This is a genomic window from Saccharothrix sp. DSM 118769 (assembly GCF_052936295.1).
In genome coordinates, this window is sequence record NZ_CP193627.1 from 4,133,046 (window position 1) to 4,147,714 (window position 14,669).

The following is a 14,669-nucleotide window of genomic DNA, read 5'->3' on the forward strand; positions in this document are numbered from 1 at the left end:
GCCGAGCGGGTAGCGCTTTCCCGGTAATGCCAGTACCGGGGCAACGCGGCGTCCCCCTGTGGTGTCTTACTCACCGAGGGCAGTGGCGGTCGGTGAGGTACCGCCACGGTGACGGGGGAGTTCACATGTCCCGCAGGACGAGGGCACCACTGGCGCTCGGGCTGGTCGCGGCGGTCGCGATGACGGCCGCGACCGGCCCGACCGCGTCGGGAGAGCCGCCGGAGCGGACCGGGGAACGATCGACAGGCGCGCGCTTATCGGGGGTGGAGGGCACGGTCACGCTGCTGACCGGCGACGTCGTCGCGGTCCGCGCCGGCCGCGCCGAGGTGCGGCCGGGCAGGGGGCGCGCCGACGTGGCGTTCACCCAGCGCCGCGACGAGCACGGCCACCTGCACGTGCTGCCGACCGACGTGCTGGGCGAGGTGCGGTCCGGTCGCCTGGACGGGCGGCTGTTCGACGTCACCGGCCTGCTCCGGGCCGGCTACGACGATCGCTCGACCGGCGTCACGCCGCTGATCGTGACGTCGAACGGCCCGGCGGTCGCCGGGCAGCCGCTGCCGAGCGTCGGCGGGTACGCGGTGGAGGCGCCGAAGGACGGCGCGTTCTGGGCGGGCGCGCGGGCGGCCGGCATCGCGCGGGTGTGGCTGGACGGGCCGGTCCGGGCCACGCTCGACCGCAGCGTCCCGCAGGTCGGCGCGCCGCGCGCCTGGGAGGCCGGGCACACCGGCCTGGGCGCGCGGGTCGCGGTGCTGGACACCGGCGTCGACCCGACGCACCCCGACCTCGCGGGCGCCGTCGTGGAGTCGCGCAACTTCAGCGACAGCCCCGACACCGACGACCGCGTCGGCCACGGCACGCACGTCGCCGCCACCATCACCGGCGCCGGGACCTACCGGGGCGTGGCACCGGACAGCGCGGTGCTCAACGGCAAGGTGCTCGGCGACCACGGCGGCGGCCGCGAGTCCGACGTCATCGCGGGCATGGAGTGGGCCGCGGCGGCGGGCGCCGACGTGGTCAACATGAGCCTCGGCAGCTCGATGCCGACCGACGGCACGGACCCGATGTCGCAGGCCCTCGACCGGCTCACCTCGACCACCGGGGCGCTGTTCGTGGTCGCGGCGGGCAACAGCGGGCCGTCCGAGCAGACGATCGGCAGCCCGGCGGCGGCGGAGCTGGCGCTCACCGTGGGCGCGGTGGACCGGGAGGACCGGCTCGCCGCGTTCTCCTCGCGCGGACCGCGCTGGTACGACGACGCGATCAAGCCGGACATCACCGCGCCGGGCGTGGACATCGTCGCGGCGAAGGCGGCGAACGGCGACATCGGCACCCCGGTCGGCGACGCGCACGTCGCGCTGTCCGGCACGTCGATGGCGACGCCGCACGTGGCCGGCGCGGCGGCGATCCTCGCCGTCCGGCACCCCGACTGGGGCCCGGCGGAGCTGAAGGCCGTGCTCATGGCGAGCGCCAGGGCCCACCCCGACCTGACCGTCCACGAGCAGGGCGCGGGCCGGGTCGACGTGGCCGCGGCCGTCGAGCAGACCGTGGTGCCGCTGTCCGGGTCGCTGAGCCTGGGCACGACGCGGTGGCCGCACGGCGACGACGCGCCGATCGAGGCGCGGATCGCCTACCGCAACACCGGGACCGCCCCGGTGACCCTGGACGTGACCGCCGACCTGCGCGACCCGGGCGGCAACCCGGCGCCCGCGGGCATGGTCGAGCTGTCGCCGTCGGAGGTCACCGTGCCGGCCGGCGGCGAGGCCCTGGTCCTCGTCAGCGTCCGGACGTCGGTCGAGGGGCCGGACGGGCGCTACGGCGGTGCCGTCGTGGCCACCGGCGCGCCCGCGCCGCTGCGCACACCCGTCGGCGTGACCAAGGAGGTCGAGAGCTACGACGTCGACCTGGTGTTCTTCGACCACACCGGCGCGCCCACCCCCGAGTACTCCTACCGGTTCGTCGACGTGGACCACCGCAGGGCGTACCGCGGCCACGACCCGTCCGGCCGGGTCACCACCCGCCTGCCCAAGGGCACGTTCTTCGCCGACGCGACGATCTACGACCCGGCGACCCGGAACCTGACCCAGTTCAGCGAGCCCGCGTTCATCGTGTCCGGGCCCGGCGAGGTCGTGTTCGACGCGCGCGCCGGCAAGCCCCTCGGGTTGGGCGTGGACGAGCCCGGCGCCGAGACCGGCCGGCAGACCGAGGTGTTCTTCGACCTCACGACCGCCTGGGGCGAGACGGGCACCGGGTACATCGGGTTCCTGCTCGACAACCTGAGGTTCGTGCCGTCCAGGACCTCCGCCCCCGGCGCGGCGAGCTTCAGCGTGAAGGGACTGCTCGCCCGGCCCGACGGCAAGGGCGCGTTCGTCGGCAGCCCGTACCAGTACCACGTGGGGTGGCGGCACGACGGCGGCGTGCCCGACCTGCTCGACCGGGCGTTCCAGCGGCGGGACCTGGTGGAGGTCAGGAGGTCGGCCGCGGCCTCCGCGCCCGGTACGACCGGGTTCTTCGAGCAGATGGCGGGCGGTCCGCTGCCGCTGGCCGTCACCGCGTACTACTCGCCGGGCGTCGACTGGCACGGCGACTTCCTCCAGATGCCCGCCCCGGACGCGTTCCCGCCGCAGAACTACCAGGCGACCGTGCGACCGCGGCGCTTCGCCGCGGGCCGGCCGGCCACCGACAAGTGGAACACCGCCGTGTTCGGGCCGGCGTTCCCGATGAGGTCCCGGTCGTACGAGTGGGCGGGCAGGCTCGGCGACGAGGTCTCGGTCTCGGTGCCGATGTTCACCGACCAGGACCCGAACCACTTCGGGTTCTCGCAGGTCACGACGGGCAGGACGACGCTGCACCGGGACGGCGTGCTGATCGGCGAGACGCCCTACGACGGGTCGGTCTACGGTGCCGTGCCCGCCGGGCGGGGAGTTTTCGCGCTGCGCACCGAGGCCGAGCGGTCCGCCGTGGCCGAGCTGTCCACGCGCGTGACCGCCGACTGGTCGTTCACCTCCGACACCGCGGCGGGGGAGGAGCCGGAGCCGCTGCCGCTGCTGGCCGTGCGGTTCGCGCCCGCGCTCGACCAGCGGAACCGGGCGGCGGCCGGGCGGCCGTTCACGTTCCCGGTGTACGTGCAGCGCAACGGCGCCACCGGGTCCGCCGGGGTGCGCACCGCCGTGCAGGTGTCCTACGACGACGGTGCCACGTGGAAGCCGGTGCCGCTGGTCAAGCTGGGTGAGCGGTGGATCGCCGCGGTCAGGCACCCGGTCGGGGCGGGGTTCGTCTCGCTCAAGGCGCAGGCCCGCGACGACCGGGGCAACTCGGTCGACCAGACGATCATCCGGGCCTACGGCCTGCGGTGACCGTGCCGCCGGACCTGCCCCGACCGCGAGGTCAGGGCAGGTCCAGCGGGTTGCCGGCGACGCGGTCGGCCCAGCCGGTCGCCACCAGTTCCGCCGCCGCGCACCCCGGTTTCCGCTCGGCCTGGTCGTGCACCCGCTTCAGGAACGCCTCCGCGAACCCCAGTCGCGGGTAGCGGTCCAGCACCTCGGCCCGGAACCCCGGCGCGAACCGGTCCAGGCCGCGCCCCGACACGTCGGCGCTCACCGCGACCTGGAGCAGGTGGGCCTCCGGGTCGTCCTCGGCGGGCACGTCGTCGCGCATGTGCAGCACGATCACCTCGGCCAGCCGGTCCCGCCGGACCCGACCCCACCCCGCGCCGGCGGCGAAGACGCGGGCCACCCGCGCGCCCGCCTCCTCGAACGGCAGGGTGTGGCTGTCGAACGGCGCGGCCAGGCCCAGGTCGTGCAGCAGCGCCGCCACGTACAGCAGCTCACCGTCGTGCGCGACGTCCTCCCGGGCGGCGTGCGCGGTGGCCCACGAGTAGGCGCGCAACGAGTGGTTCAGCAGCCAGGGCTCACCGTGCTCCTGGACGACCTCCAGCGCCGCGGCGGCGGCCCGGGAGTCGGGCGGGGTGAAGAAGTCCACCCGGCGCAGCCTAGGGCGTGCCGGCGCGCGGTCGCACCGGGTCGGCCCTCGCGGTCGCAGCGGGTCGGCCCTCGCGGCGACCACCCGGGTCGACCGCGCCACGGGGGCGAACCGCTCAGGGGCTCGCGCAGGCCAGGGACGGCGTCGACGCGGTGCCGCGGCCGAGGAGGCCGAACGTCGCCGAGGCGCGGGCCGTCAGGGAACCGTTCCACGGTGCGTTGCGCACCGCCGCCGCCGAACCGCTGGTGGTCGACACCCCGCCCCACACCTGGTCGATCCCCTGACCGGGGGCCAGCGCCCAGCTCACCGTCCAGCCGGTGATCGGCGACGCGCCCGCGGTCACCGCGACCTCGGCCTGGAAGCCGCCCTGCCAGGTGCCGACGGTGCGGTACGAGGCCGTGCACGCACCCGACGGGGGAGCCGTGGTGGTGGTCGTGGTGGTCGTCGTCGTGGGCGGGGAGCCGCCGTCGTCGATGCTGCCCGGGATCGAGCGCAGGGCGTCGTACCAGGCCGTGGCCATCTTGCTGTAGCCGCCCGCGTTGGGGTGCACGCCGTCGGCCAGGTCGGCGGTGGTCAGCGCGCGGTACATGTCGACCAGGTGCACCTTGCGGCCCGCGTCGGCCTTGGCGCGCACGATGCCGGGTACGGCGGCGTTGAACGTGCGCACCCGGTCGTCGTAGGAGGACAGCGGCGTGATCGTGGCGACGAGCAGCACCGCGTCCGGCGACTGGGTGGTGATCTTGTCGATCAACGCCGACAGTCGGTTCGGCGCGCCGGCCGGGTCGCTCCCGTAGATGTCGTTGGTGCCGATGTGCAGCAGGACCGTGCGCGGGGTGTGGGTGCGCAGCCAGGCGACGACGTTGGCGTCGACCTGCGCGATGGTCCAGCCGGAGTGCCCCTCGTGGTCGCGGTCGCCGAGGTTGCCCGGACCGTTGGAGGACGAGCCGACGAAGTCGATCGAGTAGCCGCCGGCGACGAACTTCTGCCACAGGTCGACGCGGTACCCGCCGGGCACGTTGAAGCCGTCCGTGATCGAGTCGCCGAGCGGCATCACGCGCACCGCCGCCGCGGCGGCGACGCCGGACCCGGCCCGCGGCGCGGTCGTGGGCGCGGCGCAGGCGGACGCCGTGACGAGGGCCGCGACGGCCGCGAGCGCGGCGGCGGCGGAGGGGAACCGGGGTGTTCCGGCCATGGGCCTTCCTTCCAGTCGTGGGCTACCGCCCGTCCCCCGACGCTACGGAAAACGCCGCCGGGATCAACGGCTGTTGCGGTGGTGGTCCAGTCGAGACGTCCCGTCAGGGGCGAACGGACGCCACCACGCCCACCGCGGGGAGCAGTCCGGCGGCGATGCCGCGCTCCTCGGCCACCCGGAGCGCCCCCAGGACGGCGGGGGTGCGGTCGGACCCGGTCCAGGTGCCGCCGCGCCCGTTGACCAGGCGCCACAGGACGGGCGTGCCGGCGGTGACCGGTTCGGGCCCCACGCGGCCCAGCGCGTCCAGCACGGCCGAGCCCCGGTGCAGGGAGTCGTGGTCGGCGACCCAGGCGTCGAGCAGGTCGCCGGTGGGCGTCGGGGCGTCCAGGAGCCCGGCGGAGACCAGCACCGCGCGGTGGTCGTGCAGGAAGTGGGCGGCGGCCCGGTCCACCCGCTCCCAGGCGAACTCCTCGACGACGAGGTGCCCGCCGGGGGCGAGCAGGGCGGCGGCGTGGCCCAGCACCTCGTCCAGGTCGTCGGCGTGGTGCAGGGACCGGGTGAACAGCACGACGTCGTACTCGCCGGAGACCTCGCGGACGTCGGCGTGGACGACGCGCACCCCGCGTTCCCGGGCGGCGTGGACCGCCTCGGCGTCGCGGTCCACGCCGGTGACGTCGTGGCCCAGCCCGGCCAGGGCGGCGGCGAGCGCGCCGCGACCGCAACCGGCTTCGAGGACGCGGGCGGGGGACGACGGCAGCAGCGGCGCGAGGTGGGCCAGGGTGTGCGGGACGGCGAGGTCGGTCGGGTCCATCCGGCCGACGGTAAAGCGTGCGCGCCGTGCGGGCGAAGGGTTATCGGGCGCACCGGCTCACCCGGAGTACCGGGGCGCGGGGTCGATGCGGTGCCGCGCCAGCGCGTCGTGCAGTTCGCCGCGCTCGTGCGCGGACACCAGCTCGGCGGCCACGTCGCGCAGCTTGCGGTTGGCGTGCTGGGACGCCCGGCGCAGCAGCGCGAAGCTCGTGGCGGTGTCGTGGGAGAAGTGGTGCATCAGCAGGCCCTGGGCCAGGCCGATGGTGTGCCGGGTGCCCAGCGCGGTGGTCAGGTGCCCGATCATCTGCTTGCTGTGGTGCAGGACCTGGATGTTGTCGAGCACGATCCCGGTGTGGAGGGTGACCAGCAGGACGAGGTCGTAGGCGTGGTCGTCGAACCGGTGCGGCGCGCGGGACAGCAGGGCGACGGCCGCGGCGGGGGAGCGCTCGGTGGGCACGGGCAGCACCAGGCAGCTGCGGAAGCCGTTGAGCGCGAGCCGGGAGGCGAACAGCGGCCAGCGCCGGTCCTCCCGGGTGTCCTCCAGGCGGCGCGGTTCCCCGTACCGCAGCACCTCGGCGACCGGGCCGTGGTGCTCGGCGTCGTCGCGGTCGGCCGCGTCGAGCGGACGGCCGGTCGACGTGACGAGTTCCACCCCGTCCTCGCGGCTGACCGCGATGAACGCGAGGTCGCACCCCGGGACGGCGTGGACCAGGTGCTGGACGAACCGGTGCGCGGTCGCCTCGTAGTCCTCCTCGTCCAGCAGGCGGGACATCTCGGCAAGACCCGAGGCGAGTCGGAGGAAAGCGCTCTGGTCGCCCGTCATCGGTGCACCCCCTCGCGAACGGGGCCCCCGCGGGACCGGCGCGGCGGGAGCCGGTTGCCGCTCGGGATGCTGCGCTGCTGAACACCCGCCGACGCTGCACGATAGCGCACGGGACGCGGTCAGCGCGGGTCCGGGTCCTGCGCGCCCGTCCCCCCGTCGACCTCCTCCCGCGGCACCACGCCGTCGGCCACGAGGCCCGCCAGGATCGCCCGGCCCACGGCGGTCAGGGCGGACTGCGGCCGGATCATCACGGTGATCGCGCCGATCCGGCCCGCGTCGTCGAGTTCGAGCAGGTCGATCCCCTCGACCTGCTTGCCCTCCACGAGGGTGCGGAAGTGCAGGACGTGGCCGGTCGGCCCGTCGTACTGCCCGACATAGCGGAAGTCCACGAAGGTGCGCTGGAGCACGCGGAACAGCGCGCGCACCGCGTCGATCCCCTCGAACGGCCGGAACTTCACCGGGCTGTGCAGCACGACGTCGTCGGCGAACAGCTCGGTGGCGCCGACGACGTCGCCCGACTCGACGCGCGCCTTGAACTCCAGTGCGGCGTTCACGGTTTCCCTCTCCGCGTTCACGGTTCTCCTCATCAGACGGTGGCCGCGAGACGCGTGCCCTGGTCGATGGCGCGCTTCGCGTCCAGTTCCGCGGCGACGTCCGCGCCGCCGATGACGTGCGTGACGACCCCGCGCGCGGCGAGGTCGTCGACCAGGTCGCGCACCGGCTCCTGGCCCGCGCACAGCACGACGGTGTCCACCGCCAGCACGCGCGGGTCGCGCCGGTCCGGCCCGAACGTGATGTGCAGGCCCTCGTCGTCGATGCGCTCGTAGTTGACGCCGGTCAGCTCCTCCACGCCCTTGGCCCTCAGCGCCGCGCGGTGCACCCAGCCCGTCGTCCGGCCCAGGCCCTTGCCGATGCGGGAGGTCTTGCGCTGCAACAGGTGCACCTGCCGCGCGGGCGGCGCGGGCACGGGCGCGGTGACCCCGCCCCGGTGCTCGGCCGGGTCGGCGACGCCCCACTCGGCGCGCCACCCGTCCAGGTCCACCGGGGTGTGGGTGAGGAACTCGCTCACGTCGACGCCGATGCCGCCCGCGCCGATCACCGCGACCCGGGGGCCGACCTCGGCGCCGTGCCGCACGACGTCCACGTAGGACAGCGCCCGCTCGACGCCGGGGATCGCCGGCACGCGCGGCGCGACGCCGGTGGCGAGCACGACCTCGTCGAAGCCGGTCAGGTCGTCGGCGGTGGCGCGCCGGCCCAGGTGCAGCTTCACCCCGGTCAGCTCGACGCGCCGCCGGTAGTAGCGGATCGTCTCGGCGAACTCCTCCTTGCCGGGGATGCGCCGGGCGATGGCGAACTGGCCGCCGATGTCGTCCTCGGCCTCGAACAGCTCCACCGCGTGCCCGCGCTCGGCCAGCGACGTGGCCGCGGCCAGGCCCGCCGGACCCGCGCCCACCACCGCGACCCGCTTCACCCGCCGCGCCGGGGACAGCACGAGCGTGGTCTCGTTGCCCGCGCGCGGGTTGACCAGGCAGGTGGCCTTCTTCAGCGAGAAGGTGTGGTCCAGGCACGCCTGGTTGCACGCGATGCAGGTGTTGATCTCGTCCGCGCGCCCCTCGGCGGCCTTGCGCACCCAGTCCGGGTCGGCCAGGAACGGTCGCGCCATCGACACCAGGTCGGCGTCGCCGCGCGCCAGGACCTCCTCGGCGACCTGCGGCATGTTGATCCGGTTGGACGTGACGACGGGGACGCCGACGTGCGGCCTGAGCCGCGCGGTGACGCCAGCGAACGCGGCGCGCGGCACGGACGTGACGATGGTCGGCACGCGGGCCTCGTGCCAGCCGATGCCGGTGTTGATGATCGTCGCGCCCGCCGCCTCGACCTCCTGCCCGAGCGCGACCACCTCGTCCCAGGTCTGCCCGTCCTCGACGAGGTCGAGCAGGGACAGCCGGTAGACGATGACGAAATCGGGCCCGGCGGCCTCGCGGCAGCGGCGCACGACCTCCACGGCGACGCGGCGGCGGTTCTCCGGCGTGCCGCCCCACCGGTCGGTGCGCTTGTTGGTGCGGGGCGCGAGGAACTGGTTGATGAAGTAGCCCTCGGAGCCCATGACCTCGATGCCGTCGTACCCGGCCTCGCGCGCCAGGGCGGTGGCGCGGGCGAACGCGTCGACCTGGCGCCGCACGCCCCGGTCGCCCAGCGCGCGGGGCCGGAACTTCGAGATCGGCGCCTTGACCGCGGACGCGGACACGCTGAACGGGTGGTAGGCGTAGCGGCCCGCGTGCAGCAGCTGGAGGGCGATCTTCCCGCCGTTCTCGTGCACGGCCTGCGTGATCGCGCGGTGGTTCCGGGCCTCGCCGCGCGTGGTGAGCTTGGAGGCGAACGGGTAGAGCGAGCCCACCCGGTTCGGCGCGAAGCCGCCGGTCACCATCAGCCCGACGCCGCCGCGCGCCCGTTCGGCGAAGTAGGCGGCGAGCGCGTCGAAGTCCTTGGCGCGGTCCTCGTTGCCGGTGTGCATCGAACCCATGATCACCCGGTTGGGCAGCGTCGTGAAGCCCAGGTCCAGTGGCGACAGCAGGGTCGGGTACTCGGTCATCGCCGGTCGTCCTCTCGCGGTTCGTCGGCGCGGGTCCGGTCGGCGTGCAGCGCGGTGAGCACCTCGTCGCACCACTCGACCAGCCCCTGCTCGGCCCGCACGCCGCCGCGCAGGACCAGGTACTGGTGCAGCCGCCGCCCGGACAGGGCGGCCGGGTCGGGGAAGTCCTTCTTCTCGATGGCGCGGTAGGCGTCGAGCCGTTCCGCGTGCAGGTGGCGGTGCCGCGCCACCTCGTCGGCGAGCGCGGCCACGTCACCCAGCGACGCGCCGCGCACCTTGACCGACAGGTCGTGCCGGAACGTCGCGGGCTCGCCCGGCTCCGCCACCCACCGCCGCAGCTCGCCGTGGCCCGCGTCGGTGATGTCGTAGACCTTCTTGTCCGGGCGGCCGTCCTGGGCGACCTCGTCCACCGCCACCCAGCCGAGGTCCACCATCCGCTTGAGCGTGCGGTAGATCTGCTGGTGGGTGGCGGCCCAGAAGTAGCCGATGGACCGGTCGAAGCGGCGGGCCAGCTCGTAGCCCGAGCCGGAGCGCTCGTCGAGCGAGACCAGGATCGCGTGCTCCAACGCCATGTACCGGACGGTAACCCTGCAACGGGGTGCAGTGCAACCAGTTGCATAAGGAGTAGCGTGGCCGGTCATGGGCACGCACCCGTTCCACCAGGTCGACGTCTTCGGCTCCGCCGCGTACGCGGGCAACCCGCTCGCGGTCGTGCACGGGGCGGACGACCTCACCGACGAGGCCATGCGCCGCTTCGCGGCGTGGACGAACCTGTCCGAGACGACGTTCCTGCTCGCGCCGACCGCGCCCGGCGCGGACTACCGCGTGCGGATCTTCACCACGAGCGGCGAGCTGCCGTTCGCCGGGCACCCCACCCTCGGCTCCGCGTACGCGTGGCTGGCCGCCGGCGGCAACTCGGCCACCCCCGGCGTGGTCGTCCAGGAGTGCGCGGCCGGTCTCGTGCCGGTCCGCGTCGACGGCGACCGGCTGGCGTTCGCCGCGCCACCCCTGACCCGCTACGAACCGGTGGGGGAACCGCTGGTCGCCCGGGTCGCCGCCGGGCTCGGCCTGGACCGCGCCGAGGTCCTGGGCTGCTCCTGGCTCGTCAACGGCCCGCAGTGGATCGGCGTCCGGCTCGCCGACGCGGCCCGCGTCCTCTCCCTCCGCGTCGACCCGACGGACCTGGCCGGCCTCGACATCGGCGTCGTCGGCCCCCACCCGGCCGGCGCGGACGCCGATTTCGAGGTCCGCGCCTTCCTGCCCGGTGACGGCGCCGTGCCCGAGGACCCGGCCACCGGCAGCCTCAACGCGGGCCTCGCGCGCTGGCTCCTCGACGAGGGGGTGGCCCCGCCGTCCTACGTGGCCGCCCAGGGCACGGCCGTCGGCCGCGCGGCGCGCGTCCACGTCGCGCAGGACGGCGACACGCTGTGGGTCGGTGGCGCGGTGCGGCGGGCGATCACCGGGACCGTCGAGGTCTAGCCCGCCGGACTGGTCCCCGGGCCGGTGGCCCGGGAGTCGATCAGGACCGCCAGCCCGTCGAGGATGCGGTCCAGGCCGAACCGCCAGCCGTTGTCGTGCGCCGAACCGCCGCTCGACCGGGCCGCCTCGTGCAGCGCGGGGAAGCGGTCGCCGTGCTCGCGCAGGACCGCGCGCAGGTGCCGGTCGCTCGTCCACGGCTGGGTGCCGGCGGTCGCCGAGGACTGCGTGTTGCGGATGTGGCCGCTGAGCAGGAAGACCGCGTCCATGCGCTCGCCGCCGGACAGGCCGGTGCCCTCCAGCGCGGCCACCGCCGACTCGGTCCAGCCGACCTCGCGCGGGCCGCTGCGGCGGTCTCCCGCCGTGACGGCGGGCAGCCACGGGTGCCGCCGCCACGCCTCCCGCATCAGGTCGGCCCAGCGCACCAGGCGCGCGCGCCAGCCGCCGGGCACGCCGCTCAGGTCGGGCGGTTCGCCCACGGCGGACTCGACCATCACCGCCACCAGCTCGGCCTTGTTCGCCACGTGCCGGTAGAGCGCCATCTTCGTGACGTCCAGCCGTGCGGCCACCTGCTGCATGGACACCGCGCCCATGCCCTCGGCGTCGGCCAGCCCGATGGCCGCGGCGGCGATCCGGTCGACCGTCAGCGCGGGCCTGGTCGGGCGTGCGGGTTTGTCGCGCGTGCCCCACAGCAGGTCCGCGCCCAGGTCGTCGTCGGTCATCGCCCACCGCTCCAGGATCGGGGGTTGCACCCCTCGTCGGACTGTGTCTACCGTACACGCGGTGTCTGGCGGATACACAAGTGTCCCGAAGACACACAAGTGTCCGTCCGCAGTCACGTGGGGGAGTCATGTCCGTCAAGATCTTCGTCAACCTGCCGGTGAGCGACCTGGAGAAGTCGATCGGGTTCTTCGCCGCCCTCGGGTTCGCGCACAACCCGCAGTTCACCAACGAGAACGCCACCTGCGTCGTGTTCGGCGACAGCGTCTACGCGATGCTGCTCACCGAGGGGTACTTCACGACGTTCACCCACAAGCGGATCGCGGACAGCGCCACGACCACCGAGGCGATCCTGACCCTGGGCGTGGAGAGCCGCGAACGGGTCGACGAGATCGCCGACAAGGCGCTGGCCGCCGGTGGCGCGCAGGTCAAGGACCCGCAGGACCACGGCTTCATGTACGGCCGCAGCTTCTTCGACCTCGACGGCCACCACTGGGAGGTCATGTGGATGGACGAGGCCGCCACCCAGGGGTGACCGGACCCTGACCGCGCCCCGACCGCGAACGGGGCACCGGGCCGTGAGGTCCGGTGCCCCGTCCGCCGGGGAGCGGGTGGGTCAGAACTGGAGCGACCAGCCGTTGACGCGCCCGACGTCCGCCGACGCCGCGTCCCGCACGCGGAGCTTCCACGTGCCGTTCGCGACCTCGGCGGAGGCGTCGACGGTGTAGGTGGTGACCAGGTCGTCCCCGCTGTCGCCGCTGGAGCCCTTCACCCGGAACGCCGTGCCGTCCGGCGCGACCAGGTCGATCACCAGGTCACCCCGGTAGGTGTGGGTGATGTCCACGCCCACCGCCAGCGCGGCCGGCGCGTTGCCCGCCACCCCGGACACCGTGATCGGGCTCTCCACCGTGCCCAGGTCCGGGATCGCGAAGTCCGTCGCGTTCTCGAACCGCGGCCCCGGCGGGTTGCCGCCGCCCGTGCCGGCCAGCGTCCACAGCGCGTACGCGATGGCGTCGCTGTTGCGGTCCAGCGCGGTGGCGTCGATGTTGGTCAGCGTGTCGCACGACCGGTGGTAGCAGCGGTCGAACGCGACGCCCGACGAACCGCCCCACTTCTGCGCCTGCGCCGCCGTCTTGGTCACCTCGGCCCCGGTGAACAGGCCGCCGATCGGGATGCCCGCCCGCGCGAACGCCGCGTGGTCGGACCGCCCGCCGACCGAGGTCAGCTCGGTCGGCACGGTGAACGCCGCCTGGAGCGTCTGCTGGAGCGCCAGCGACCCGGTCGGCTGGCCGGAGGCGCTGTAGACGAAGTAACCGGGGTTCGGGGACCCGATCATGTCGAAGTTCAGGTACGCCTTGATCCTCGACCGCTCGGCGGTCGGCAGGTTGTTGACGTAGTGGGTGGAGCCGACCAGGCCCAGCTCCTCCGCGCCCCACCAGCCGAACCGGACGTGCTTCCGCGGCGCGAACGCCTGCCGCGACACGGTCAGCGCGACCTCCAGCAGGCCGGCCGAGCCGGAGCCGTTGTCGTTGATGCCCGGACCGGCGCTGACGCTGTCCAGGTGGCCGCCGAGCATCAGCACGTCGTCCGGGTCGCCGCCCGGCCAGTCGGCGATCAGGTTGTACCCGGTCGCACCGCTGCTGGTGAACTGCTGGACGGACGTGGTGTAGCCGGCCGCGTCGAGCTTGGCCTTGAGGTGGTTGACCGACGCCAGGTACCCGGGCCGGCCGTGCGCCCGGTTGCCGCCGTTGTTCGTGGCGATGGTCTGCAGGTCGTTGAGGTGCGCCTGCACGTTGGCCAACGGGATGTCCGGCGCCGCCAGGGCAGGTGCCTGCGCCGTCGCCGAGGGTGGGCTCAGCAGGGTCGCGGCGAGCAGTAACGCACCCGCCAACGGGGTCGTCCGCTTCAGGGACATGGCTTCCTCCGCAGGGTGTAGGGATGGCCACGGAGAAGCGTGGGGGCCGGCGGGTCGCGGCGGTAGCGACTTTCGTCGTGGCGCGTTCGGCCGCACCCGCCGGCTACCGGCCGCACCCGGCTACCGGCCGCACCCGGCTACCGGCCGCCCTCCGCGCGGGCGCGGGCCGCGCGGCGCTTGCCCTCGTGCATGGCCTGCACCCGGGCCACCGGGATGGTGTGCCCCTCGGCCACGAGGTCGTCGGGCAGCCGCTGCGGCGCGGGCATCCGGTCGTGCCACGGGTCGCCGTCGCCCAGCAGGGCCGCGGCCGTCCGCACGGTGAAGTCGGCGGGGGAGACCGAGGCCAGGTCGTCCCACGCGACCGGGAACGACACGGTCGCGCCGGGCCGCACGCGCGGGCTGTAGGCGGCGGCCACGGTGGCGCCGTGGGCGCGGGTCGAGTCGAGGAACACCTTGCCGTGTCGGTCCTCCTTGATGAACGCCGTCGTGGCGACGCCGGGGTCGAGGCGCTCGGCGCGCACGGCCAGGGCGCGGGTCGCGGCGGCCGCGTCGTCGTCCGTGCCGTCGACCGGCACGAAGACGTGCACCCCCTTGGAGCCGCTGGTCTTCACCACGCCGGTGAGCCCTGCGTCGGCCAGCGCGCGGCGCACCAGGTCGGCGGCGGCGACCACGGCGCCGAAGCCCTCGCCCTCGGGCGGGTCGAGGTCGAGCACGAGGTGCGTGGGCCGGTCGAACGCGCCCGCCGGCCCCAGGGTGACGTGGTACTCGACGGCGCGCTGGTTGGCGAACCACAGGAGGGTGCGGCGGTCGTCGCACACCGCGTACCGGACCTCCCGCCGGGACGTCTCCGCCCACAGCGTCGTGGTGCGCACCCAGTCCGGCGTGTACTTGGGCAGGTTCTTCTGCGTGAACGGCTCCTGCCCGGGGCGCACCCGCACGACGGTCAGCGGTCGCCCGGCGAGCACCGGGACGATGCGGTCGCGCACGGCGTCCAGGTAGTCGACGAGGTCGCCCTTGGTCGCGTCGGCGCCGTCGAACAACGGCTGGTCGAGGTTGGTCAGCGCCACGCCGTCGCGTTCGTCCTTCATGGGACAACCCTTCCGGGTCCGGCGCGCGCCGGCAACCGGGCGCGGCCCGCGCCCCTCGGGGACGCGGGCCGCGGTGG

Annotated in this window: 13 protein-coding genes; 3 read left to right on the plus strand and 10 right to left on the minus strand. The window is 74.6% G+C overall.

The genetic code is table 11. The features are described from left to right. The first annotated feature begins 125 nt into the window (after positions 1 to 125). Positions 126 to 3,350 carry a S8 family serine peptidase gene (locus ACRAKJ_RS18060; protein ID WP_438924541.1) on the plus strand — a complete coding sequence of 1,075 codons (3,225 nt, stop codon included), beginning with the start codon at positions 126 to 128 and terminating at the stop codon, positions 3,348 to 3,350. A gap of 31 nt (positions 3,351 to 3,381) precedes the next feature. Here ACRAKJ_RS18060 and ACRAKJ_RS18065 read toward each other — a convergent pair whose 3' ends face one another. From ACRAKJ_RS18065 to ACRAKJ_RS18095, 7 genes are all read right to left on the minus strand, one after another. Further along, positions 3,382 to 3,975: an HD domain-containing protein gene (locus ACRAKJ_RS18065; protein WP_438924540.1), complete on the minus strand. Its 594-nt coding sequence runs from the start codon at positions 3,973 to 3,975 to the stop codon at positions 3,382 to 3,384. 115 nt (positions 3,976 to 4,090) lie between these two features. After that, entirely contained in the window at positions 4,091 to 5,167 is a 1,077-nt protein-coding gene (locus tag ACRAKJ_RS18070) for a GDSL-type esterase/lipase family protein (protein WP_447009045.1), read from the minus strand. Between the two features lie 103 nt (positions 5,168 to 5,270). After that, positions 5,271 to 5,978 (minus strand): methyltransferase domain-containing protein, encoded by a 708-nt coding sequence (locus tag ACRAKJ_RS18075; RefSeq protein ID WP_438924538.1) that lies wholly within the window; start codon positions 5,976 to 5,978, stop codon positions 5,271 to 5,273. A gap of 57 nt (positions 5,979 to 6,035) precedes the next feature. Beyond that, positions 6,036 to 6,800: an ANTAR domain-containing protein gene (locus tag ACRAKJ_RS18080; RefSeq protein ID WP_438924537.1), complete on the minus strand. Its 765-nt coding sequence runs from the start codon at positions 6,798 to 6,800 to the stop codon at positions 6,036 to 6,038. 119 nt (positions 6,801 to 6,919) lie between these two features. Then, positions 6,920 to 7,375, minus strand: a complete 456-nt coding sequence (locus ACRAKJ_RS18085) for a nuclear transport factor 2 family protein (protein ID WP_438924536.1) — start codon at positions 7,373 to 7,375, stop codon at positions 6,920 to 6,922. Between the two features lie 11 nt (positions 7,376 to 7,386). Then, positions 7,387 to 9,393, minus strand: coding sequence for an oxidoreductase (locus tag ACRAKJ_RS18090; RefSeq protein WP_438924535.1), 2,007 nt, complete (start codon positions 9,391 to 9,393; stop codon positions 7,387 to 7,389). Then, the gene (locus tag ACRAKJ_RS18095) at positions 9,390 to 9,965 is read right to left on the minus strand and encodes a helix-turn-helix transcriptional regulator (RefSeq protein ID WP_438924534.1); all 576 of its coding nucleotides are present in this window, start codon (positions 9,963 to 9,965) and stop codon (positions 9,390 to 9,392) included. The genes ACRAKJ_RS18090 and ACRAKJ_RS18095 overlap by 4 nt, the downstream gene beginning before the upstream one ends. A 67-nt stretch (positions 9,966 to 10,032) precedes the next feature. Between ACRAKJ_RS18095 and ACRAKJ_RS18100 the strand changes: the two genes are divergently transcribed. Further along, a complete protein-coding gene (locus ACRAKJ_RS18100) occupies positions 10,033 to 10,872 on the plus strand; it encodes a PhzF family phenazine biosynthesis isomerase (protein WP_438924533.1) in 840 nt (279 codons plus the stop codon). On the opposite strand, the gene ACRAKJ_RS18105 is transcribed toward ACRAKJ_RS18100, so the two are convergent. After that, positions 10,869 to 11,621, minus strand: coding sequence for a TetR/AcrR family transcriptional regulator C-terminal domain-containing protein (locus ACRAKJ_RS18105; protein ID WP_438924532.1), 753 nt, complete (start codon positions 11,619 to 11,621; stop codon positions 10,869 to 10,871). The two genes, ACRAKJ_RS18100 and ACRAKJ_RS18105, sit on opposite strands and share 4 nt — an antisense overlap. A gap of 98 nt (positions 11,622 to 11,719) precedes the next feature. On the opposite strand from ACRAKJ_RS18105, the gene ACRAKJ_RS18110 reads away from it, so the two are divergent. Beyond that, complete coding sequence (locus ACRAKJ_RS18110) at positions 11,720 to 12,124, plus strand: VOC family protein (RefSeq protein WP_438924531.1); 405 nt, start codon at positions 11,720 to 11,722, stop codon at positions 12,122 to 12,124. Positions 12,125 to 12,205: 81 nt separating this feature from the next. Here the strand turns inward: ACRAKJ_RS18110 and ACRAKJ_RS18115 are convergent, their stop codons facing one another. After that, entirely contained in the window at positions 12,206 to 13,504 is a 1,299-nt protein-coding gene (locus tag ACRAKJ_RS18115) for a M28 family peptidase (RefSeq protein WP_438924530.1), read from the minus strand. A 137-nt stretch (positions 13,505 to 13,641) separates the two neighbouring features. Then, positions 13,642 to 14,592 (minus strand): DNA polymerase domain-containing protein, encoded by a 951-nt coding sequence (locus tag ACRAKJ_RS18120; RefSeq protein ID WP_447009046.1) that lies wholly within the window; start codon positions 14,590 to 14,592, stop codon positions 13,642 to 13,644. Positions 14,593 to 14,669 lie beyond the last annotated feature (77 nt).